Source organism: Spirosoma flavum, from assembly GCF_042686045.1.
Lineage (GTDB): Bacteria > Bacteroidota > Bacteroidia > Cytophagales > Spirosomataceae > Spirosoma > Spirosoma flavum.
The window spans coordinates 481,605-505,671 of the sequence record NZ_JBHUOM010000002.1 but is presented as its reverse complement, the minus strand read 5'-3'; the positions used below and the strand labels follow the sequence as shown (position 1 = coordinate 505,671).

General features: G+C 47.7%; 19 protein-coding genes and 1 tRNA gene. 10 read left to right on the top strand and 10 right to left on the bottom strand.

The window, feature by feature from the left end:
• Nucleotides 1-61: 61 nt before the first annotated feature.
• Complete coding sequence (locus ACFS25_RS07615; protein ID WP_381498187.1) at nt 62-1,441, top strand: peptidylprolyl isomerase; 1,380 nt, start codon at nt 62-64, stop codon at nt 1,439-1,441.
• Nucleotides 1,442-1,562: 121 nt separating this feature from the next.
• A complete protein-coding gene (locus ACFS25_RS07610) occupies nt 1,563-2,525 on the top strand; it encodes an AAA family ATPase (RefSeq protein ID WP_381498185.1) in 963 nt (320 codons plus the stop codon).
• Between the two features lie 96 nt (nt 2,526-2,621).
• Here the strand turns inward: ACFS25_RS07610 and ACFS25_RS07605 are convergent, their stop codons facing one another.
• From ACFS25_RS07605 to ACFS25_RS07590, 4 genes are all read right to left on the bottom strand, one after another.
• Nucleotides 2,622-2,804: a hypothetical protein gene (locus tag ACFS25_RS07605; protein WP_381498183.1), complete on the bottom strand. Its 183-nt coding sequence runs from the start codon at nt 2,802-2,804 to the stop codon at nt 2,622-2,624.
• A 58-nt stretch (nt 2,805-2,862) separates the two neighbouring features.
• On the bottom strand, nt 2,863-3,852 hold the full coding sequence (locus tag ACFS25_RS07600) for an ABC transporter ATP-binding protein (RefSeq protein WP_381498181.1): 990 nt from the start codon (nt 3,850-3,852) through the stop codon (nt 2,863-2,865).
• A gap of 98 nt (nt 3,853-3,950) precedes the next feature.
• Entirely contained in the window at nt 3,951-5,573 is a 1,623-nt protein-coding gene (locus ACFS25_RS07595) for an NADP-dependent glyceraldehyde-3-phosphate dehydrogenase (protein WP_381500787.1), read from the bottom strand.
• A gap of 940 nt (nt 5,574-6,513) precedes the next feature.
• Complete coding sequence (locus ACFS25_RS07590; RefSeq protein WP_381498179.1) at nt 6,514-6,894, bottom strand: ZIP family metal transporter; 381 nt, start codon at nt 6,892-6,894, stop codon at nt 6,514-6,516.
• A 117-nt stretch (nt 6,895-7,011) separates the two neighbouring features.
• Here ACFS25_RS07590 and ACFS25_RS07585 point away from each other — a divergent pair, with 117 nt between their 5' ends.
• The 5 genes from ACFS25_RS07585 to ACFS25_RS07565 all read left to right on the top strand — a co-directional run bounded on the left by ACFS25_RS07585 (nt 7,012) and on the right by ACFS25_RS07565 (nt 14,349).
• Complete coding sequence (locus ACFS25_RS07585) at nt 7,012-7,347, top strand: DUF6660 family protein (protein WP_381498177.1); 336 nt, start codon at nt 7,012-7,014, stop codon at nt 7,345-7,347.
• 102 nt (nt 7,348-7,449) lie between these two features.
• The gene (locus ACFS25_RS07580) at nt 7,450-11,871 is read left to right on the top strand and encodes a CusA/CzcA family heavy metal efflux RND transporter (protein WP_381498175.1); all 4,422 of its coding nucleotides are present in this window, start codon (nt 7,450-7,452) and stop codon (nt 11,869-11,871) included.
• A gap of 11 nt (nt 11,872-11,882) precedes the next feature.
• Nucleotides 11,883-13,247 (top strand): efflux RND transporter periplasmic adaptor subunit, encoded by a 1,365-nt coding sequence (locus ACFS25_RS07575; RefSeq protein WP_381498173.1) that lies wholly within the window; start codon nt 11,883-11,885, stop codon nt 13,245-13,247.
• Between the two features lie 11 nt (nt 13,248-13,258).
• On the top strand, nt 13,259-13,591 hold the full coding sequence (locus ACFS25_RS07570) for a hypothetical protein (protein WP_381498171.1): 333 nt from the start codon (nt 13,259-13,261) through the stop codon (nt 13,589-13,591).
• A gap of 8 nt (nt 13,592-13,599) precedes the next feature.
• Entirely contained in the window at nt 13,600-14,349 is a 750-nt protein-coding gene (locus ACFS25_RS07565; protein ID WP_381498169.1) for a ZIP family metal transporter, read from the top strand.
• Between the two features lie 207 nt (nt 14,350-14,556).
• Here the strand turns inward: ACFS25_RS07565 and ACFS25_RS07560 are convergent, their stop codons facing one another.
• The 3 genes from ACFS25_RS07560 to ACFS25_RS07550 all read right to left on the bottom strand — a co-directional run bounded on the left by ACFS25_RS07560 (nt 14,557) and on the right by ACFS25_RS07550 (nt 17,617).
• Nucleotides 14,557-15,525: an OmpA family protein gene (locus tag ACFS25_RS07560; RefSeq protein ID WP_381498167.1), complete on the bottom strand. Its 969-nt coding sequence runs from the start codon at nt 15,523-15,525 to the stop codon at nt 14,557-14,559.
• Nucleotides 15,526-16,159: 634 nt separating this feature from the next.
• Nucleotides 16,160-16,243, bottom strand: a tRNA-Leu gene (locus ACFS25_RS07555).
• 135 nt (nt 16,244-16,378) lie between these two features.
• On the bottom strand, nt 16,379-17,617 hold the full coding sequence (locus ACFS25_RS07550) for an ABC transporter permease (RefSeq protein WP_381498165.1): 1,239 nt from the start codon (nt 17,615-17,617) through the stop codon (nt 16,379-16,381).
• Nucleotides 17,618-17,803: 186 nt separating this feature from the next.
• Between ACFS25_RS07550 and ACFS25_RS07545 the strand changes: the two genes are divergently transcribed.
• Both ACFS25_RS07545 and ACFS25_RS07540 read left to right on the top strand, forming a co-directional pair.
• Entirely contained in the window at nt 17,804-19,066 is a 1,263-nt protein-coding gene (locus ACFS25_RS07545) for an asparagine synthetase B (protein WP_381500783.1), read from the top strand.
• A gap of 151 nt (nt 19,067-19,217) precedes the next feature.
• On the top strand, nt 19,218-19,997 hold the full coding sequence (locus ACFS25_RS07540) for a prohibitin family protein (RefSeq protein WP_381498163.1): 780 nt from the start codon (nt 19,218-19,220) through the stop codon (nt 19,995-19,997).
• Here the strand turns inward: ACFS25_RS07540 and ACFS25_RS07535 are convergent.
• Entirely contained in the window at nt 19,991-21,076 is a 1,086-nt protein-coding gene (locus tag ACFS25_RS07535) for a DNA/RNA non-specific endonuclease (RefSeq protein ID WP_381498161.1), read from the bottom strand. The two genes, ACFS25_RS07540 and ACFS25_RS07535, sit on opposite strands and share 7 nt — an antisense overlap.
• 112 nt (nt 21,077-21,188) lie before the next feature.
• On the opposite strand from ACFS25_RS07535, the gene ACFS25_RS07530 reads away from it, so the two are divergent.
• A complete protein-coding gene (locus ACFS25_RS07530) occupies nt 21,189-22,415 on the top strand; it encodes a BaiN/RdsA family NAD(P)/FAD-dependent oxidoreductase (protein WP_381498159.1) in 1,227 nt (408 codons plus the stop codon).
• 1 nt (nt 22,416) lies between these two features.
• On the opposite strand, the gene ACFS25_RS07525 is transcribed toward ACFS25_RS07530, so the two are convergent.
• Nucleotides 22,417-23,346 carry a bifunctional riboflavin kinase/FAD synthetase gene (locus ACFS25_RS07525; protein WP_381498157.1) on the bottom strand — a complete coding sequence of 310 codons (930 nt, stop codon included), beginning with the start codon at nt 23,344-23,346 and terminating at the stop codon, nt 22,417-22,419.
• The gene (truB, locus tag ACFS25_RS07520) at nt 23,343-24,065 is read right to left on the bottom strand and encodes a tRNA pseudouridine(55) synthase TruB (protein ID WP_381498156.1); all 723 of its coding nucleotides are present in this window, start codon (nt 24,063-24,065) and stop codon (nt 23,343-23,345) included. Before truB ends, ACFS25_RS07525 begins: the two co-directional genes overlap by 4 nt.
• Nucleotides 24,066-24,067 lie beyond the last annotated feature (2 nt).

Below are 24,067 nucleotides of genomic sequence, written 5' to 3'. Positions count from 1 at the left end.
TTTCACTCTTAAAAATGCTTAAAACACAGAGCAACAACCATTCTGTGCTTATCTTTAAAACATGAAAAAAGTAATCAGCAGTGCGCTCATTGTTTTTGTTAGCTGGTGCCTGACTGCGCCTACCTTCGGACAAGGCCAAGGCATTAGCCTGAACAAAATCATCGGCAAAGTCGATAACTATTATGTGCTCCGGTCCGATTTGGAAGAATCTTCCCAATCGTACGTTGGGCAGAACCAGACGCCCCCGGCAAAGTGCCAGTTGCTTGAGAGCCTTATCATCAACAAAATGATGCTGGCCAAAGCTGAAATTGACTCTGTGGTCGTAGAAGAAAAAATTGTGGACAGCGAACTCGATTCGCGGATGCAATACATGGTTCAGCAATTTGGCTCCGATAAAAACATTGTGGAAGCCTACGGGAAAAGTCTGGAAATGCTGAAAAGTGAGCTACGGACACAGGTTAAAGACCAGAAGATTGTCCAGAAAATGCAGCAGAAAATTACGACCGATGTGAAGGTAACTCCCCGCGACGTTCGTAAATTTTATGATGGCATCCCGAAAGATAGTTTGCCGTATATACCCGCCGAAGTAGAAGTGGGCCAGATTGTGCGCTTTGCAAAACCAACCAAAGAGCAAAAAGAAGTGCTGCGTGAAAAACTGCTTGATATCAAAAAACGCGTCGAAAACGGTGAAGACTTTGCCAAACTAGCGAAAGAAAACTCCGAAGATGTCGGTTCAGCCGAGAAAGGTGGCGACTTGGGCTTTGCCAAGCGCGGCATGATGGTAGCCCCCTTTGAAGGAGCTGCTTTACGATTGAAACCCAACCAGATATCAGACGTAGTTGAATCGGATTTTGGTCTGCACTTAATTCAATTGCTCGAAATACGCGGGGCCGAATATCATGCCCGACACGTCCTGCTTCGGCCAGACTATAATCGTCTGGACTTGACAGCGCCAACACGTTATTTAGATAGCCTACGAAACCTAATTCAGATTGACTCACTAAAATTCGATAAGGCGGCTCACGACTACTCGGAAGACAAAAATACGGCTGATGCGGGTGGATTGCTCCGCGATGCGCAATCGGGTAGCAGTCGGATGGCAATGGACGGCTCAATGGAATATGCTATGTTCCAGATGCTCGACACCATGAAAGTTGGCAGCATTTCAGCTCCCTTACCGTACCGTACCGAAGATGGTAAAAGCTCGGTACGATTATTGTATTTCAAGAGCAAAGTTGCCCCTCACGCAGCTGATTTCACGAAAGATTTCGAGAAGTTGCAGACGATTGTGCTACAAAACAAAAAGAACCGTGCTATTGACGACTGGTTCAAGAAATCAATCGCTGATGTGTACATTACCGTTGATCCCGAATTCCATAGCTGTCGCATATTTGGCACAACCCAGGGCAGTGCAGCAAGTCTTAGCGGAGGCAGTAATTAAAATTAATGATGAGTTATAAATGAATAATGCTTACACTCGTTAATCATTTATAATTCATCCTTATAAACGCTTCGGCGACCCGGTTATAATTATATCATTTATCATTTCTAATTAAGATCCTGTGCCTTACTCATCGGATGTTGCGGCTGCCGAAGCCCTTACTACCTCTTACCAGAAATTAAAAACCGAAATCTCGAAAGTCGTTATTGGTCAGGACGAAACGGTGCGATTGTTGTTGACTGCAATTTTCTGTCAGGGCCACTGTTTGTTGGTAGGCGTACCGGGATTAGCGAAAACACTGTTGATTCAGACTATTGCGGGTGCCCTGGACCTCGATTTCAATCGAATTCAGTTCACGCCCGACTTGATGCCTTCGGACATTCTGGGGTCCGAAACACTCGATCAGGAACGTAATTTCAAATTCATTAAAGGCCCTATTTTCGCCAATATTATTCTGGCTGATGAAATTAACCGGACTCCTCCTAAAACGCAGGCGGCTCTACTGGAAGCCATGCAGGAATATTCGGTTACTATTGCGGGTCAGAAATACAATTTAGGACGGCCATTTTTTGTACTGGCAACGCAGAACCCAATTGAGCAGGAAGGTACGTATCCCCTACCCGAAGCCCAATTGGACCGATTCATGTTTAATATTTACTTGGATTACCCGTCTTACCAGTCAGAAATCGACATCGTAAAAAGTACAACATCCGACCATCGATACGATGTGCAACGGGTCATTACAGGTGAAGAAATCCGGGAATTTCAGCATTTAGTTCGTCGGGTGCCAGTTGTGGATAACGTTGTTGAGTACGCCGTTTCACTCGTTCACAAAACCCGGCCTAATACCGAAAGGGCCGCGTCGGATGCGAACCAATATCTAGAATGGGGAGCCGGGCCTCGGGCCTCACAGGCGTTGATTCTGGCGGCAAAATGCAATGCGTTGTTAACCGGCAAATACTCGCCCGACATTGAAGACGTCCGGGCCGTAGCTATGCCTATTCTTCGCCATCGCGTTGTGCGTAACTTCAAAGCCGAAGCCGAAGGCATTTCGGTAGAGCAGTTAATTAAACGGATGCTTTGAGTCGAAAGACAACTAATCAATAACTCAGAAGGCCCATCTTTCATGTAAAGATGGGCCTTCTGAGTTATTGATGGACAGTACAACTGATCGACAGTGTCAGTCCTCGTCCTTCTCGCCTTTACGATTTGTTTTGCCCAGATAATCGTCGTCACCCATGCCCGTCGAGGTATCATCTACGCCCGAAGCATCTACGTTTTCAGTTTCCTCACTAATTAGAAAATCGCCTGTCCCGTTTGGCTCATCTATACCGGGGTCCTGCTGTTTTTTGCTGGTTTCCATCCTTTATAATTGCTTTGTTTCTGAACAAACCGGCCCCATTCCGAATAGTTACAGAAAATTATCCGTTCAGTCGCCAAACCGACTCACTGGCAACGCGAACGCCCACTGACTGACCCACTCGCAGATCGGTACGTGTAGTCAGTAAATTCAAGCACACATAGCGCGACATTTCGATTTCCAACTCGTAGTGACTACCCTTGAATAATACGGCCCGGATGGTGCCCTTTACCCCACTATCATCCAAATGAATCTGTTCTGGTCTCAAACACATAAACTCATTTGGATTAGCTACTTCGGGCAAGTTAAGCGTAGCGAGATGTTTTGCTTTAAAGATATTTACGATACCCGTCATACGAGCGGCATAGGCCGTTGCAGGCTTACGATACACATCAACCGGCGACCCAAATTGTATCAATTTCCCATCTCGTATAATGCCTAGCGAATCGGCAAGAGATAGTGCATCAGTAGCATCATGTGTGACAAATAAACAGGACGTATCGTCTTGACGAACCATGTCGAACAGCAAATCGCGTACAATAAGTCGATTGGGAAGGTCAAGATGGCTAAATGGCTCGTCTAACAATAATACAGTGGGTTTGTCGGCGATGGCGCGGGCAATAGCTGTACGCTGCTTTTCACCCCCCGATACCTGACGAGGTATCCGGTCCTGCACATCCGTCAGGCGACAGAGTTTTAACAATTCATTCACCCGAAACTCACGGTAGCTTTTCTCATAAAAGCGAAGTGCATAGGTAATATTCTCACGCACCGATACATTTGGCATAAGTTGATATTCCTGATGCACCAGCCGAATGTTAGTATGGCCCGCCACCAGCACCTCCGAGGGCCCCATCACGCGCTCGTCATTCAGCCGAACCTCGCCCGAATCGGCATCGGCCAATCCCGCTAACAGGTTTAGTAAGGTACTTTTACCCGAACCACTGGCTCCAACCAGTGCCATAATTTGGCCCGGTTCGAGCGTGAGCGAAACGTTGCGAACGGCGGGAACAGCGTTATATACTTTAGAAAGCTTAGTGGCAGTGAGCATGAAGTAGAGCCGTCCGTCCCGATCGGCTATGTATTAAGCTAGAAAACTAAGTATGTAAGCAGAAAGCTTACACGCCAACCGGGACGGGCGGCTTTACATCAAAAAATAAAATTCGTACTTAGAAATTCTGATTTGTGGTGTTCCACAATATCATTCAGAATCGCTTTGTTAGCCGCCGTATCTTTCGTAGCCACTGCCGACCGAATTGAGAACGACCGAAGGGCATCCTCGACCGACAGCGTACCTTCAGCGGAATCTTTACGACCCGTAAAGGGAAACGTATCGGGTCCACGCTGGCATTGAGCGTTGATGTTTACACGGCTAACCAAGTTCACTAATGGATCGATCAGGCGGGCGATTTCGGCAGTGTCCTTGCCAAAAATACTGGCCTGCATCCCGTGGTCGTCAGTGATAAGGTACTCAATAAATTCCTCTACATCATCGTATACGACTACCGGAATAATGGGGCCGAATTGCTCCTCCCGGTACAGTTTCATGCCTTCTTTGACCGGATAGACTACTGCCGGTTTGAACAGCGACGCAGATACATCACCCCCACCGGCGTTCATAATCGATGCCCCGCCAGCTTCTGCATCACGAATACAGTCTGCCAAGTAATCGGGTTTACTGGGTTCGGGCAGAGGTGTAATTTGCACCCCTGCATCCCAGGGCATTCCAGGTTTGAGTTTGCTAACTTCCGAGCCAAATTGCGCCAGAAACTTGTCGGCAATGGAACGGTGTGCCCAAATAATTTTAATGGCTGTACAGCGCTGACCGTTGAAAGACAGTGTACCAAGCAGACATTCACTTACGGCTACATTAAGGTCAGCATCGGGCAGAATGATAGCCGCATTTTTAGCATCAAGGCTCATTATGGATCGTAACCGATTCAGTTTTGGATGCTGGCGTTGCAATTGATCAGCCACGCGGCTGGAACCAATCAACGTGAGTACGTTCACTTTACCCGATTGCATAACGGGAGGAATAACATCGGCCCCGCGCCCATATAACGAATTGACAACGCCTTTTGGAAAACTGGTTCGGAAAGCTTCAAGTAACGGATAATGCAAAAGAGAACCATGTTTAGGCGTCTTGAACAAAATAGTGTTACCCATCAGAATAGCCGGAATGAGCGTCGTATATGTCTCGTTGAGCGGGTAGTTAAACGGGCCCATTGCCAGCACTACACCCAACGGCGACCGTCTGATTTGACCAATAATCCCTTCTTCAATCCGAAACCGGGATGAATTTCGGTCCATTGTTTTAAGGGTATCAATGGTATCATAAATATAGCTCACCGTACGGTCGAACTCCTTGGTAGCATCGGCGAGGTTTTTACCGATCTCCCACATAATCAGGTTCACGACCAGTTTCTTCTGTTCAAGCATTTTCCCCACAAAGGTGTCCATGCAGCCTATGCGGGCCGCAACTGACATTTGGGGCCACTCGCCACGACCATTATTATAGGCGCCCACGGCTGCGTCAAGTGCTTCGACAGCCTCCGTTGGCCCTGTGACCGGAAAGCTACCCACAAGTTTTCGTTGCAAGGTACCATCGGGCGATGGGATACAAACTGGCGAATAAACGTCGGAGACGGCTCCGTGCCACTGACGCATTTCGCCATTTAACAGGTATTCGCGCTGGTGTATGGGCTCGATACGATAATCGACTGGAATTTGATCTTCGGTCGGAAATAGACTGGTAAGTTGCTGGCTGTTCATATCTGGAAACAGGTTGTCAGAGAAACAGTGGCAAACGTCGCCATTCGTCCGGCGAATTCCAACCCGGCTGAAAACAAAATTGGCCACCCCTCAGAGAGAATCAGCCAACTTAGCGTATATTCCTATCTATATTATGCCCCGCTCGTCGGACTCTCCTGTCACCTTTCTTCTTCGTGATCCAAACGCTAAGAAGCCTACTCCTATAAATTGTGTCATCCGCTTTTCAAATGAGCGCATCAATGTTGGCACTGGATTTAAGATGCTACCAGCACATTGGAATGTGGTCAAGCAACGAGTTAAAAATGTGGTTGACGCATTTGACAAAGACCATATTAATAATTTTCTTGATCATCTTGAAACTTCTCGAAGAACAACGTTGGTAAGTATATTCAGATGCTAAAAACTTTTCTTAACGAAGCTTCAGCAAAAGGGATTAATGTAAAACAGGATTACAGAAGTCGATCATTTGAAGTTGTCAATGAAGTTGCTGATGCGGTCTATTTAAGTGAAAGAGCGATATAACAATTACAAGCTTTTGTTCTAAGCCGCCAAGAGCGATTATAACGCGTTAGAGACTTTTTTTAGCAGGATGCTATACTGGGCTGCGTTTCTCTGATTCGACAAATCTCCGACCAGAATACATTAAAGACGGGCTTATTCGTGTCGAGCAACAGAAAACGGCGAATAAAGTAGTTATTCCCTTCCATGTAATTGTAGTAGCAATGCTCGATAAATATAAAGGCACACTACCTCGTAGCATCTCAAATCAAAAGATGAACGATTACCTAAAAGAAGCTTTTCAGTTAGCAGGGTTGACTAGTATATAAAGTAAGGCGCAGACAAAGTGGAGTAAACGAGTAACTGTATCAGTCGAAAAGTGGCAACTTGTCAGCAATCATATCATACAGCCAAGAGGTCATTTGCTACCAATATGTACCTGTTAGCCATGACTATTATGCAGATCACTGGCCACCGCATCCACGATGACATCAATACCGAGCAGCACCAAAAACGTAATCGGAATTGAAGCTGTTGGCTGGCTTTGGGCGGGTTGGTGGGTATTTTCCGTTACCTGGCGTATTAGCAGCATCAGCCCAATAGCGCTACCAAACCCCAACGTGGTCAGCAACCAATCATGATACTCAACGACTTGCGGCAATATCTCAACGGCGATGACCGAAAAGATAACCCCGGCGGAAAAGTGTAGAATGGCGCTTTTGGTTTTCCGGCTCAATGGATAATAGGAGGCCCATACGCTACTCAGCGTGAGGGCCAGCGCGGGCAAAAGAGCGTAACTGGCAATGGATAAAAAGGGAGTCATCACAAAAAAAGAGAAATGATAAACGGGAAATAAACCTAACTGGTACAGATTGTGTAAAGAAAACCGGACTTGTTTTTGACTACCTGTTGCACAAAGCTTTGCCGTACCTTTGTTGTCGTGAAATGGTTAACGACGATATTGTCTCTCTATCTGCTGGGCCTGTCTGTATGGCCTTGTGCGGATGAGCTACAGTCTGTTCTTAAACAGGACCATACGGTCATGCTGACAAAAGCCGATGGATCTTGTCCCGGTTCGTCACATGAACATCACGATCAATGCACCCCTTTTTGTAGCTGTGCATGTTGTGTCACTATCGTTACGATCCAGCCACAATACAGCTATACGCTGATTGGCTCTGTGGCGACAGTAGCTGTAAGGGCAACCAACTTCCGCTACACCACTCCTCATTGGGCTGATACGCTCTCCGCGATCTGGCAGCCTCCCCAACTCTAAGTCTGAACACGCGTTGCGTTTATGACTACTTGTGTATGCAATGGCGTATGCAGATAGCTCGTGAACGACATCTTCTTGTTACTCACTTGTTCAGATTCAAGTATGCTGGATCATATCATCCGCTTCTCTATTCAGAATAAGCTCATTATTGGGCTCTTTACCGTGGTTTTAGTGGTTTGGGGTGGCTATTCCCTGACACGATTGCCGATTGATGCCTTACCGGACATCACCAATAATCAGGTTCAGGTCATCACACAAAGCCCGGCTCTTTCGGCCTTGGATGTCGAACGCCTGATTAGTTTCCCCATTGAACAAACAATGGCGACACTCCCTAATCTAGTCGAAGTTCGTTCGATTTCACGCTTCGGTCTCTCCGTCGTCACGATTGTATTTACGGATGAAGTGGACGTCTATCTGGCCCGCCAACAAGTCTTTGAGCGGCTACAATCCGCTCGATCTCAAATTCCCGCCGAAGCGGGAAACCCTGAATTGTCCCCGACAACAACAGGTCTGGGTGAAATTTATCAGTACGTATTACGGGCTAAGCCCGGCTTCGAAAACCGCTATCCAACGATGGAACTACGTTCCATTCAGGACTGGATTGTTCGGCGGCAATTGCTTGGTACTAAAGGGGTTGCTGACGTCAGTAGTTTTGGCGGCTTTCTCAAACAATATGAAGTTGCCGTTGATCCTCAACGTCTGCGGGGCGCTGGTGTTACGATGGATGAGCTGTTTACGGCCTTAGAGCGCAACAACCAGAATGCGGGTGGCGCGTATATTGACCGTAGACCGAATGCGTATTTTATCCGTTCGGAGGGGCTCATTGGCACCCTGGCGGATATTGGAAAAATCCAGGTGCACCGCACGCCATCAGGTATTCCCATTCTGGTGCGCGATGTAGCCCAGGTTCAATTTGGCCATGCTGTACGGTACGGGACTATGACGCGGAACGGCGAAGGCGAAGTCGTCGGGGCTATTGTCATGATGCTTAAAGGAGCGAATTCCTCCGAGGTAATCGGCAACGTCAAGCAACGCATTGAGCAGATCAAAAAATCATTGCCCGAAGGCGTTGAAATTCACGCCTTTTTAGATCGAACTAAACTTGTTAACCGGGCTATTGGCACCGTTGAACGCAATCTGATTGAAGGAGCGCTCATCGTAGTTTTCGTCCTGGTTCTGTTACTGGGCAACTGGCGGGCCGGATTAGTCGTCGCTTCCGTAATACCACTGGCCATGTTGTTTGCGGTTTCGCTGATGAACATCTTCGGCGTTTCCGGCAATCTGATGAGCCTGGGGGCTATCGATTTTGGCTTGATCGTCGATGGGGCGGTTATTATTGTGGAAGCCACCCTGCATCATATTGCTCAGAAAAAATATTCTCACCACCTCTCGCAAGCTGAGATGGATGAGGAGGTGTTTGAATCAGCCAGTCGTATCCGTTCATCAGCCGCCTTTGGCGAAATCATTATTCTGATCGTTTACTTACCCATCTTAGCCCTAGTGGGGATTGAAGGAAAAATGTTTCGTCCGATGGCACAGACCGTAGTATTTGCCATTGCTGGTGCCTTCATCCTTTCGTTAACCTATGTGCCGATGATTTCGGCCTTACTCTTAAGTAAGAAACCCATACGCGAAGGCTCCCGTACCATTTCGGATCGCATCATGGTTTCCTTTCATAATGCCTATGATCCCGCCATTCGGTGGGCACTTCATCACAAAGGGCTTGTTGTCGGGTTATCTGTTGTCCTATTCGCCATCGCCGGTTTTATTTTCAGTCACTTAGGGGGCGAATTTATCCCACAACTGGATGAAGGTGATTTCGCGGTCGAGACGCGGGTAATGACCGGCTCGTCACTCTCTCAATCGTCCGATGCTTCTCTTCAGGCTGGACGTATCCTGAAAAAAAATTTCCCTGAAGTCATCGAGACTATTGGGAAGACCGGAACGGGTGAAATTCCAACCGATCCTATGCCCATTGAAGCGACGGACTTGATGGTGATCCTGAAAGATCGTTCGGAATGGACATCCGCCACAAGCCGGGAGGAGTTAGCCGACAAGATGCAGGACAAACTCAATCAGATCCCTGGTGTAAGCTTCGGCTTTCTGCAACCCATTCAAATGCGCTTTAGCGAGCTTATTTCAGGGGTAAAACAGGATGTTGCGGTAAAGCTCTACGGAGAAGATCTCACCGTGCTGGCTGATTATGCCGCTCGTATTGGGCGGGTGGCTGCCACGGTTTCGGGGGCAAAGGATCTATACGTCGAGCAGGTATCGGGCCTGCCTCAAATTGTGGTTAAGTTCGACCGCGATGCCTTATCTCGTTTTGGCCTGTCGGTTGAGGAAGCCAATCGGTATTTGCAAGCCGCTTTTGCCGGAGCGTCGGCTGGGGTCGTGTATGAAGGCGAACGCCGATACGATCTGACCATTCGCCTGGAACAACAAAGCCGTCAACGGCTTGAAGATGTACAAAATCTACTGGTGACGTCGGTGGATGGTCAGGCGATTCCGTTGAGCCAAATCGCGGATGTCTCTTTTCAAAATAGTGTAAATCAGATTCAACGCGAAAACGCGCAACGGCGGATTACGGTCGCCTTCAATGTACGGGAACGCGATGTAGAGAGTGTCGTGCGGGAGTTGCAACAAAAGCTAAATCAGCAGATAAAGTTTCCCCCAGGCTATTATCTAACTTACGGTGGGCAGTTTCAAAACTTAGAAGAAGCCAAAGACCGGTTGAGTGTCGCCGTTCCGGTTGCGTTGGGACTCATCTTCATGTTGCTCTTTTTTACGTTTGGATCGATCCGGCAGAGCTTATTGATTTTTTCCGCGATACCCTTTTCGGCCATTGGTGGGGTTATAGCCCTTTGGCTTCGGGACATGCCCTTCAGCATTTCAGCGGGTGTTGGTTTTATTGCGCTCTTTGGGGTGGCGGTTTTGAACGGAATTGTGCTCATCGGTGAATTCAATCATCTCAAGGCAGAAACGAATTTACCCTTACAAGAGCGTATCCTACGAGGTACGGCTACCCGCTTGCGACCGGTCATGATGACAGCGTTGGTAGCATCACTGGGATTCTTACCAATGGCATTAGCAACCACAGCCGGAGCGGAGGTTCAACGTCCGCTGGCAACCGTTGTAATCGGTGGATTGGTGTCGGCAACCTTGCTGACGTTGCTGGTATTGCCCTGTTTATATTGGTGGGAGCAAACCGCCGGGGGGACGGGGCCCTTTATAACTAAAAAAAGGATCAATGCACCAGATACCATTGGTAAACTGGCGTTGTTTCTATTGGTGACGAGCATTCTTACGGTTTTTGGATTACCGGCCCAGGCCCAGGTGCCCCGATTGAGTATGCAATCCCTTTCGCTTGAAACAGCTTTACAACAGGCAACCACGGCCAACGGGACCGCGCGGATCAGCGCCCTAACAACGGCTATCCAGCAAACTGGTCGCCGGGCGGCTCGGGAGATTGGTGCGACTAACCTGTCCTGGATGGGCGGACAGTATAATGGTATCAACTTCGACAATAACTTTACGCTGTCGCAGAGTTTGCCCAACCCCAAGCTTATCAGGCAGTTAGGTCGTCTTGCCGATGCCAGTGTGCGCAGTAGTGAAGTGCAGGCAAGGCTAGCCCAGAATGGCTTACGAGCCCAGGTGAAAGCTGCGTATTATGAGTTGATGTATTTGGCCGAACGAAGCAACTTATTACGGTCGCAGGATAGTCTGCTAATTGCGTTTCAATCGGCTACTGAACTAAGGTTAAAAACGGGAGAAGGGACAACGGTTGAGGTGGCAACCGCCCGCAACCAACTTGGCGAATTGCGCAATGTGCTGGCTCAAACGTACGCGGATCGGGAGATTACCCAAAGCCGCCTGCAAACCTTGCTCAATACCAATCAGCCGCTTCAACTAACGGATAGTACGCTGACACGTCGGGTTTTACCAATGGTAAGCGATTCGGCAACACTGGCTCAAACCCCAGAACTGGCTTTGCTGCGGGAGCAAACCGAAGTCGCCGTTCGACAGACCTATGTAGAGCGGGCCAAGTTACTACCTTCTTTTTCGTTAGGGTATTTCAATCAATCGCTTATCGGAACCTACACGGTCGATAATCAGGAGGTGACCTATCGAGGAGGGAAACGGTTTCAGGGAGTCACGGCGGGTATTGCCATACCGTTATTCACCGGCCCTCAACGCGCCCGGATTGAAGCCGCCCAATTGGGACAGCAACTTAGTGACGCGAATTTGATGCTGGCTCAACGCAATTTACAAGGTGAACTGCGTGGGCTGATTCAAGACATTCGCAAACAGCAAAGCAGCTTGACGTATTACGAACAAACGGGCTTGCCTACGGCCCGGCTGCTGGCGGATCAAGCCAATCGTGCGTTTCGCGCCGGGGAAATCGCGTATCTGCAACTCTCGCAGGCGCTCACGCAGGCCTACCAGACCCGTACTGGTTACGTGGATACGATCAATCAATATAATCAGGCCGTCATTGCGCTGGAACAACTTCTCGGTCTGCCTTAATCCCACAACTGATGCTATTCAATAAACGAAATAAAAATAAGGTAGCCCTGTTGCTAATTGCTGGTACGTTAACCGCCTGCAACCCGCAAAAGACAAGTTCAGATGGGGAGAGTTCTGAATCTCCGAGTGACACGGTAACCCAGGCTCATCACGACGAAGGGCCAACCGCTTCGGCGGACCGATCCGTTGCGGCACCCGATGTTATTGAATTGACCAGCGATCAGCTTCGTATTGGAGCCGTTAGCCTGGGCAAAATTGACTACCGAAATTTGGGTCAGCGCTTACTGGTCAATGGCCGGTTAGCCGTACCGGCACAAAGTCAGATTACTATATCGGCTTTATTGGGTGGCTTTATTCGATCCATTCCATTGCTACCTGGCCAACGGGTACTAAAAGGACAGGTGTTAGCCCGCATTGAATATCCTGAACTTATTCAACTCCAACAGGACTATGCGGAAAATCACAGCCGGTTGACGTATCTCGAAGCGGAATTTGCCCGGCAGAAAGAACTCAGTGAACAAAATGTCAGTGCCTTGAAAGTGTTTCAACAAACCAAATCGGATTTAGGGGCTACTCAAGCACGGCTGAGGGGTCTCGCACAACGGATACGGCTGGTGGGCTTATCACCCCAGGCGGCATTAGACGGTAAGTTTAGCGCACTCTACGCGGTTGTAGCGCCAGTGACCGGGGTCATAACCCGTATCATGGCGACAGCAGGCCAATTTGTACAACCCAGTTATATTATTGCCGGGCTAACCAGCAGTCAGGGCTTATACGCGGAACTAACCGTGTTTGAAAAAGATCTGCCTCAACTTCGGGAGGGTCAGCGGGTAACAATCCGGTTGACAAATGAGAACGGGCGGGAACGAGCCGGGCATATTAAGCTTATCAATCGATCTATTGAAGCAGATCGCTCTGTGCGGGTTGTAGCTCAACTTGATCAAGCCGATGCACGCCTAGCTCCCAATACCTTTCTCAAAGCAACGCTTGATTTAGGGAGTAGCCGGGTCACCGCTTTACCAGAAGGAGCTATCGTCTCGGCTGAAGGGAAAGACTATATTTTTATCCAAACCGATGAGAAGGCACTCGGAAAACATGAACCGGGACGCCGGACCAATCCAGAAGAAGAAGCTGAACACGCAAAACAGGAAGAACAGGATCATCATCCGGGTGAGACCGAGCCGCCTGGTCGAGCCGGTCCGACGGTGCAGTTCAAACAAATTCCCGTTCGCCGGGGCGTAACCGAGGACGGTTATTCCCAGGTAATTCTTCCGGCCAATCTCGATTTAACCAAGACCCAGGTAGTGATAAAAGGTGCCTACGCTATTCTGTCTCAGCTTCAGGCCGCCAGTGGTGAAGAAGAACACGCTCACTAATACCTATTGACATGGAATCTATCTTATTGACCCACGAAAATAATCGGATTGCCTTTCATGCCCGGGAGGGTATTCAAGCGGTACGATTCGACCGACTGGTAGCTGAAGACAATCAGTCATTACCGGCTGATTTAGTCCTGACGGTTACGGATGAAAATAATCTGGTCTTGTGGAGTCATTCACTAAATGACTCAGCAGGAACCGGAAAGTCAATTAACTATACGGTTGCCGTTTGGGAGCGACTGGAGATTAGTCTGCTGCGTTCGGGCAGCTTTACCGAACCTGATCAGGACGTGGCTATTCGGCTGTTTTACACGCTTAACCCGACCGCCCAAGCAACCTAAACCTGGCTATGATGACACCTCTTTTTCAACAGATTATCACCTATGGGCTATTGCCGACAGTAGCCCTAACCAGCGGTGGACTACTGGCTTTATCTATTCGTCTGGGTACCCAGGCTCGCTCGGCTATTCTGCACTTCGCGGCTGGGGTGGTCTTTTCGGTCGTTGCCGTGGAGATTCTGCCTGATATCGTTCGGCTGCATGACCCCTGGCTGACGGTGGTGGGCTTTGGCTTAGGTATCGGACTGATGTTACTCATTCGTCACCTAACGGAGTCATCGGCTGAAACGCCGGATTCGACATCTACTAAAGGATCAACACCGGGATCCTTTCCAATCGCTTTTCTACTGGCTATTGGTGTGGATCTATTCATTGACGGATTACTACTCGGCATTGGCTTCGCAGCAGGGGCCAAAGAAGGCATTTTACTGGCATTCGCCCTAGGCGTCGAAGTATTCTCACTTGGTTTAGCAACCGTTACATCCTTAAGAGAGGATGGGATAAGCCGTTCCCGAGTCATTCGATTGTTACTGAGTTTATCGGGTACATTCTTTGTCAGTACGCTCATTGGAGCAACCCTGCTGCATAATTTACCTGAACAGGGCCTGGATATTGTTTTATCGTTTGGCTTAGCGGCACTTCTGTTCTTAGTCACGGAGGAACTCCTGGTCGAAGCGCACGAAAGTAAAGAGAAACCCTGGCTAACGGCTATGTTTTTTGGTGGCTTTCTGTTGTTTCTGATCATTGGCATGATTGCTTAAATTTTTACCCGCCTGTTCAGATCCATCAAACTACTTAATCATTGTAGAAGCCATCAGAAATATAAAAAATGCCTTTGGATTAATTATCGCCCTTGTTATGCTGGGCTGATGCGTGTGGTAATTTTATTATCTGTCCAACTCAATCAGTACCATATACACTTCATTTTTTACTTGGTTAGCGTGTTTTTGACCAAGCAGACACAGTCGTTAGAGTCTTACAATCTCTACTCGGGTATTGGTCAGTCTTCCTTTTTCTGTATCGTTCGTACCCAGGGGTTTTGTATCACCTACCCCTTTTGCCTCGACCGATGTAGCTTTTACACCCAAGCCAACTAACTCCTCTTTAAGAGCCACCGCTCTTTTTTCCGTCAACGATAAATTGTACTCTGGCTTACCTACTGACGCCGTGTTCACCTCGATTCGCAGTCTCCACTCAGGATGCGCTTGAAAGATACCTACGATATGTAACAGTTCATCTTTTGATTGCGTGAGTAGCCCGGCGCTGTCGAGTTCAAAGTCTAGATGGCTTATCGCTTTCCCATTCTTTTCCAGCTCTTTTAGAATGGCATTTTCCTTGTTCGTATTGAGGCCGATTAATTGACTCTGCTTTTCAACAATCAAAAGCGAAATAAATTTAGAGCCAATTGAGGATGGCACCAGTTGAACCCAGACTTCCTTAGTGGCTGTTTTGATAACGTATTCGACGACCCCATAATACGCCGAGGATGCCACCTGATGTTTTGATCCTAGCTCAACCAGATCGTATGCCGCAATTTTCTTTAACGGTTCTTCAGGCAGCTTACCCGCGTATATTTTTTTTCCCCCTAACGTGGTAACTACTTTATCAAACTCCTGAATAATCTGAAATTCAGACGGGATTTTTTTCTTATCATCTTTCACACTAAGTATTTGGGAAGACACCTGCCCATCAACGGCAAGGTAATTTTTTCCATCAAAAAAATACGTCCGGTTTTCGTCAATGGTTAGTGAATCACTTTGATTAATTGGAGTAAAATTAGGTAGGGTTTTAAAATAGGGAAAAGTCCCCAAATCAGCCTTCGAAATAGGGATGATATTCGTTGTTGCGGGTGGGGTTGTAGCGGCTGTTTTCTGCTGAGCACTTACTATGCTCGCTGTTGCCAGGAACAGCCCAATCGCTAACCGTATGTTGGACATGAAAAAGATGATTTTAGTACTTATAGGTGTTGTCATGAATGAACGCTAACTCAGGGATTGAAACAGATTTTTAGATTCAAAAATCTGTCAATTAGTTTAAGGGGTTCGTCATCAAGGCAAAACTCAATAAAAAACCCTCTAGACTGACCTTCATAAAGGTAGACGACGTAACGGATGATTCAGGCAATCTAGAAGAAATTTTAACATTCGTATGATTGGATGGCACAAACGGTCAGTCCTAGGTCACCGCACCGGGTGCCGCCCCCTTACGCCGAAGCGAATGTGCTCTAAAGCTTACCCAGATATACCAGTTTGCCGGTCGATTGATTGTAGAAAAGCGAATACGTAGGGCGGATAATCAGTAAGCCTAGGACTGGACTCCGACACCTTGGCTATGTCAGGGTTGTCCATCGCCATGTTATCATCGCGGGTGTGAGATAGTGGTAAGAATCCCTGTGACTGCTTGCATTCGTAAAGTGAAAAGACTAGCAGGAAGCCATTATTATAGCCAGACAAGCCTTATTGGAAACTGACGAGTAAACTTGATTTCATTTGCTTTGGGAATTATTCCGTATATAGCACGAAGCAAAAACGCCTAACTAACTTTTATACAGTTAATTAGGCGTTAAACTTGTACCGGGAGCCGGACTCGAACCGGCATGTCCTTGCAGACAAGGGTGTTTGAGACCATCGCGTCTACCGATTCCGCCATCCCGGCGACAGAATCGTTTCCGTTTCCGAAAATACGTTTGTCAAACGTGGGTGCAAAAGTAGAGAAAAAGCAGGAAAGGAAAAAGGGGGAGAATAAAAATTTTTCTATTTGTGCCTAGCTGTCTTCTTATTTTCTCTCCTCCTACTCATATCTCAACGCATCAATAGGGTCAAGTTTGGAGGCTCGCACAGCCGGATAAATACCCGCAAAAAGGCCAACCGTTACGCAAACAACAATACCCAGTCCCATCCAGACCCAGGGCACGACAAAACCACCTTTACCCTGACTAACAACGGTAGCGATTAAATTACCAATGCCTAAACCCAGCGCAACCCCACCAATGCCCCCAAGAATACAAATAACGATGGCTTCAATCAGAAACTGCTCGCGGATGCGTTTGGGTGTTGCACCAAGTGATTTTCTAATGCCAATTTCCCGGGTTCGTTCCGTAACCGATACGAGCATTATATTCAGCAAGGCGATTGCTGCCCCTAACAACGTAATGAAACCGATACCAAACCCACCAATGCGAAGGTAACCAGTGATGTTCGCTGTTTCCTTCGCCAGTTCATCGGCACGCTCAATATCGAAGGAATCAGGCTGGCCGAGCGGATCACGCCGAACTAATCGCATTATCCCCCGTGCCTCGCCAACGGCCTCGTCCTGATCCGAAACATTGGGCACAGAAGCGGTAATATCGAACGATAGCTTTTGGCTGCCAGCCAGCGCGCGGGCATTATTAAGCGGAATCAAAATCATTCGGTCGTCGCCACCACCCGAAAATCCACCTTTTTTTGCCAGCACACCTACAATTTTATACTGTGTACCCGACACTCGAATTACTTGATTGAGTGGGTCTAGTTTTTTCTCAAATAACGTATTAGCCACTTCGCTGCCAATAACAGCCACGTTGAGTGCATAAGTTAAATCATTCTGTGTCAGGTTCCGGCCGCTCTGAAGTGTAAATCCTTTTACCGTCAGATAGGCATCATCTCCACCCGTAAGCTGCACATTCGGATTCGTTTTTTTAGACTCGAATTTCGCTTGAGCGGCACCTGCTACAACGGTTGAAACAGCGATAGTAGCACCGTATGGAAATCGACGTTTGAAATGTATCGCATCGAAATAATCTATCGGTTCGTCCTGTTTTTGGACGCGCCCGCCCCGCCGAAATGCGTCCTGCCGAGCCACAATGCTAAATGTATTAGCGCCCAGCCCAGCAAAACTGCTGTCTACCGAACTCTGGATCCCGTCGATAGCCGTCAGAATACCCACCAGCGACGTAATGCCGATGGCGATAATGAGTGAAGTCAGGATAGTGCGTAGGCGATTGCTCGCAATCGAGCGCAGCCCCTCACGGATATTTTCGAGTAAGTTCATTTTTGAGTGAAAGAGCGAAATCAGATTACTACTATAGCGAAATAAAAGCGTGGCTGGTGCATCAATTTTCGCTCTGCACCAATGGCCCGGTTTCACTCTTTCATTCTTTCGCCTTTAATCTCGCACAATATTTGTATATCTTTCGTTATGACAAAACTACTACAAGCATTCTTATCAGGGAAACCAATGAAGCGTCTGCTGTTACCGTTTATCCTAATTCTCACGCTGACGGGTCAGGTGTGGGCCTCTAAAATTCTGATTCCGATGGATGATACCCAAAAGAATCATTTAAAAGCCTATGGTATTGCGTATTGGGTGCTGAAAACCCACGATACGGAAATCGATTGGTTGCTTAATTACCGGGGTGGCTCATTCATGATGCCCCAAAGTCAGGCCTTTATCAACGAAATGGTGATTCGGGGCGTCAGCTACGAGGTCATTTCGGATGCTCAATCGGCTCAGATTCTTAGTGAGATTGCAGCTCCCGATGCTAATATGGACGCGGTGAAACTCCAAAAGCCTCCGAAAGTAGCCGTTTATTCACCCAAAACGAAACAACCCTGGGATGATGCCGTAACGATGGTTATGGCCTATGCCGAAATTCCTTATGATGTTGTGTTCGACGAAGAAGTGATGAATGGAAAACTGCCCGAATACGACTGGTTGCACCTACACCATGAAGACTTTACGGGTCAGTACGGCAAATTTTTTCACTTCAAAGACCAGCCCTGGTACATTGCTCAGAAGAATGAGGCTGAAACCATTACCCGGAAATTTGGCTTCACAAAAGTGCCACAGTTGAAATTGGCCGTGGCTCAAAAGATTCGTGATTTTGTGCTTGGCGGGGGGTACTTATTCGCTATGTGTAATGCTACCGATACCTACGACATTGCGCTTTCTGCCCATAATACCGACATTGTTGATACGTTCTACGACGGCGACCCTGCCGATCCCAATGCCAATAATAAACTGGATTATAGCCAGACATTTGCCTTTAGGAACTTCCAAGTCTATACCAATCCGTATCTGATCGAGTTTTCTAATGTCGACAATCAACCCGAAGAGCGTGGCCTGAGCGAACACAACGATTATTTTACGTTATTTCAGTTTTCGGCCAAATACGATCCTATCCCAACGATGCTGACCCAGAATCATGCCAACGTCATTAAGGGATTTATGGGCCAGACAACCGCTTTCAAGAAAACCTATATCAAGCCGGAAGTAGTTATTTTGGCCGAAAATCGCGCGGCAGGTGAGGCTCGTTACATCCACGCTCCCTATGGCCGGGGATTCTTCACATTTTACGGTGGGCACGATCCCGAAGACTACCGGCACGAAATTGGTGAGGAACCCACCGACCTTAATCTACACCCCAACTCAGCTGGTTACCGCCTGATTTTGAATAATATCCTGTTCCCAGCGGCTAAGAAGAAGAAACAGAAGACGTAAGATAAAGCCTTGTAAATAAATCAACGCCCCAATAAACTTCAGTCATTTTTAGCAGCCCAAACAACTTTAACAACACCTTAACTCTTTTTCAATCAGGGTTTAATGAACCAGTAGTTAGTTAGCGGAGAAATTCTATTTTTCGCTAACTATCATGAAAAAGCACCTACTCTGCCTGTTTCCTGTCCTTTGGTTAACAGCCTGCACCACTATTCGTCAAGGCGAAGTAGGGGTTATACGTCGGCTGGGCAAATTAGATCCCGTTGTACGCGGGTCTGGGGTACATACCTATAATCCATTTACGACAACCATTATTCGGGTGCCAACCCGGACCATTAATCTCCCACTAGCCTTAGAAAATATTCCGTCGAAAGAGGGGCTTAACATTAGTGCCGAAATGGCCGTACTGTACCGTATTGTGCCAGAGAAGGCTCCACAGGTATTGTCTACTATCGGCGATAAATTCGAGAGTGTTGTTATTATTAGCGTATTTCGGTCGGCGGCTGCGGATGTGTGTGCTCGTTTCTTCGCCAAAGACATGTATACAGGTCAGCGCGAGGAAATCGAGAAAGAAATTGCGACCGAAATGCACAAGGTATTAGAGGTACGGGGTATTGTGGTTGAGAGCGTGCTAATGAAAAGTATTCAGCTACCGAAAGGATTGGCGCAATCCATCGAACAAAAACTTGAAGCGGAGCAACAAGCTCAACAAATGGAGTTTGTGTTGCAGAAAGAGCACAAAGAGGCCGACCGTAAAGTGATAGAAGCGAGAGGAATAGCCGATTCACAAAAGATCATTTCTGAAGGCTTGAACAAGCAGATTATCGAGTATAAAACCATCGAAGCCTTTAGGCAGTTGGCTACATCGCCCAATGCAAAGATTATCATTACAGACGGGAAAACGCCAATGCTTATTTCACCAAATGGTCAATAATTAAACCATTCAGCCACTACTTCATCCCGGCTTTTACTCTCTAATTTCCGTTCTAAATCATCAGGAATTTTAGGAAAGAAATCGATACCTGTCAGTTGCTCAATCCGGTCAATTGGCACGACAAACTCCCTTAATGAATTAGTTGAGGCTTCATTGTCTAGTAAGAACCCGATCATCCGAATGTCGGGCTTGTTGCAGTACAAAATCACTTTGTAAAACTTTTCGGGTACACTTATTTCGTTAGCCTTCCCTATCGTTGGCAAGCCGGGTTTCAAAACGGGACCAGTCACCACGTAAACACCTTTGTCGCGTATTGCCCAGGTTCGTACCAGCTCTTCAAGTTCTTTCCAAATACCCCGATTAAACTGGGGTGCTTGGGGAGTAATATTGCTCATGAAGAAGGTTTCGCGCATGATTCGCTGCGAAAATTTAAAATCCCCAGCCGGAGCCAAATGCCCACGATCATAACCCGAACGGGTGTAATCAGACGGAACAGCCGTACCTTTCTCAACGGTTGGATCGGGCATAAATTGCTCGTATTTGCGGTCGGCGTCGCCCGTTATTTCGTAAGCCAATAACGGATAGGCTACCCAATCGGCATCTTTATATTGGTCTCGATACCGGAGGGTATACCCTTCGTGCTGGATAATATTATCACCTGGTTTGACTGATGGCAGCAGGAAATCAACTTGCTTCTCAAAATCAAAACGCGCGTTACCCGACGATTCTGCTGATGGCTTAGCGCCTTTGTTATCAGTGGCTTCACTCTCATCCGACTCGTTGGACTTCGACCCGCCAGACCGCTTCCTATGACTCCGGTTATCCGTTGCTACGTCGGGAGAATCCTTGGGTTCAGGGGCTTTATATGGATTATTCTCTCCGGTTTCGGATCGAGAATGACGCAACCCAATCATTTGCCGGAAGTCGTTCCAGAAAGCAACAACAGGCTTGGTCCGTCCGCCGTAATGCAAAAAGAGGCCAATCAGGAAAAATACGAATAGCAACACGAGTGTGTTACCGCGTAGCCGGAAACCTCGGCGAGCATACTTTTTGGTTGAAAATCGAGGTTTGAAGAACATACGGGTAAAGTTACGAACGGTTTATGGTTTTGGGTTTATGGTTCTTGTTACTCCACGGGTAACCCTACCTGTAAGCTATGAACCGTAAACGAAAAACCGCTGTTAAAAACTTATGTCCTCGTTAGATATTATTGTAATTGGTGGTGGAGCGGCTGGGTTTTTTGGCGCTATTACAGCCGCCGAAAGGTTTCCGGAGGCAACCATTACCATCGTTGAAAAGACCCGCACTGTACTGAATAAAGTCCGCATTTCGGGCGGAGGCCGTTGCAACGTTACCCACGCCTGTTTCGACAATCGTCAGTTGGTAAAACATTACCCACGTGGCGAAAAACCATTACGATTCCTGCTGAATCAGTTTGACGCAGCAGCAACCGTTGCCTGGTTTGAGAAACGGGGTGTACCCTTGAAAACAGAAGCCGATGGGCGTATGTTTCCGACCACAAACACCTCCGAAACTATTGTGGATTGTCTGCTCTATACCGCTCGCCGATTGGGCATTACTATTCGCACCAGTTGTGGAGTCAGTTCGCTAACGCGCGATGAGCAGGACCGCTGGCAGCTACATTTACTAGACGGAGAAATAATCACAGCCGACCGTGTTCTGATTGCTACAGGTGGCTATCCAAAAGCAGATGGATACGGTTGGTTGCCCGAACAAACGGAGCCACTACTATCGCCGGTTCCATCCCTATTCACGTTTAATACGCCCGGTAGTCCGTTGCTGACGCTGGCGGGCGTATCGGTAACCGATGCGAAAGTATCCGTACTTGGCAGTAAGCAGGAACAACGCGGACCATTGTTATTAACGCATTGGGGATTTAGTGGTCCCGCCGTGTTACGACTATCGGCTTGGGCCGCGCGCGAACTGGCCGATGCTCACTATCGGTTCATACTTCGCGTAAACTGGACACCAACACTGAATGAAAACGAGTTGCGTGCCGCTTTGCAGGATTTTCGTCAGCAAAATGGCCGTAAGCAGGTAGTTTCCCAAAATCCGTTTGGCCTACCCTCTCGTCTTTGGCAGGCTTTCGCTTTAGAGGCAGGCATTTCAGAAACGCAACGCTGGGCCGACCTGCCAGCCAAACCCCTAAACCGTCTTGCCGAACGACTTACCAACAGCCAGTTTCAGGTCGTTGGCAAGAGTACATTTAAGGATGAGTTTGTAACTTGCGGGGGTATTGACTTTAGTGGATTAAACCCACAAACCCTTGAAAGTAAGGCACATACAGGACTATTTTTTGCAGGCGAGGTGCTGGATGTAGACGGGATAACAGGTGGTTTTAATTTTCAAAGTGCCTGGACAACGGGCTATGTTGCCGGGCTAACTATTGGCCGTTGATTCACTGTTTGAGCACTGCCCGCGCCGACTCTTCATCGCGCTTTAGTTGTGCAACAAGGGCAGGCAATCCTTCAAACTTTTGCTCTGGTCGCAGAAATTCTTTGAATTTCAGCGTCATATGCTCCCCATATATATCTCTGTCAAAGTCAAAAATATAGGTTTCAATCGTTTGATTCGTGCCTGCAACGGTCGGTCGAAAGCCAATATTAAGCATACCGTTCAACGTTTGCCCAGCATAGTCAACTTCAACGGCATACACCCCATTTGCCGGAATGAGTTTGGCGGGATCATCCACCTGCATATTAGCCGTTGGGAAGCCAATTGTACGACCCAGTTGCCGCCCTTTCACAATAGTACCCATAAGGCTGTAAGGTCGGCCCAGAAATAGATTCGCCGTGTGGATGTTACCTTCACTGAGTGCTGCCCGAATTTTCGACGAACTAACCCCTACTGCTTCGACATCTTGTCGGGGAATCTCTTCTACCTCGAATCCGTACTCACTCTGATGCGCCTGTATGTAATCAAAACCCCCTTCGCGGTCGCGTCCAAAACGGTGATCATACCCAATGACCAGTTTTTTTGTACCGATTTTATCCATCAGAATCTGATGAATATATTCCTCCGAAGTCAGTTCTGAAAATGAGCGCGTAAATGGAATAACGACTAAATGATCGACTCCCGCCTGATCGAGAAGTTCAATTTTTTCATCCAGTGTTGTCAGCAATTTCAGGTTTTGACTGTCGTTCGACACCACGGTGCGTGGGTGTGGCCAATAGGTTATCAGTACAGATTCGCCCCCGCTTGCCTTCGCCACTTCCGTCAGGCGGGATAAAATGGTTTGGTGACCACGGTGAACCCCATCAAACGTACCACTTGTTACAACAGCGTTTGGTAAAGGTGGGATATCATCGAGGCCTGTATAAATAATCATTCGTTCGTCAGTAGAGGATCAGGTAGTAAAGCACGATGCGCTGTAATAAATTGCTCAATTGTGGACGCATCCTCTACTCTAAAGTTGCCGATGCGTGTCCTGCGTAGACTACTCATATAAGCGCCGTTGTTAAGCAATAAGCCCAAATCGCGTACCAAACTACGAATATAAGTGCCTTTCGAACACACAATACGAAAATCCACTTCTGGAAAGCGATTGTCGTTGACCTCAAATTCTGAAACCGTAACCTGACGTGCCTTAATACCTCCTTCAACGAGGTCGGCTGTTTCTCCCCGACGAGCTTTTTCGTACAGTCGTTCGCCGTTAACACGAATGGCTGAATAGATGGGGGGTACCTGCAAAATGTCGCCCGTTAGCTGTTGAGCAGCATTTTGAATCTGTTCGGATGTGATACCAGTCGTATCAAACTCAGCGTCGAAAGCGGTTTCGAGGTCAACAGAAGGGGTAGTTTTACCCAGAACGAGTGTACCCGTATATTCTTTTTCCTGTGCCTGATATTGATCGATTTGCTTGGTCATCTTGGCAGTGCACAGAATGAGCAAGCCCGTAGCAAGTGGGTCAAGTGTACCGGCATGACCAATTTTCTTAAATTTACAGGCGTATTTCAGCTTGTTCGCTACGTCGAATGACGTCCAGGTGAGTGGTTTATCAATCAAGATAACCTGCCCTGGATCGGGAGATTGTGTTGTTTCGCTCAACG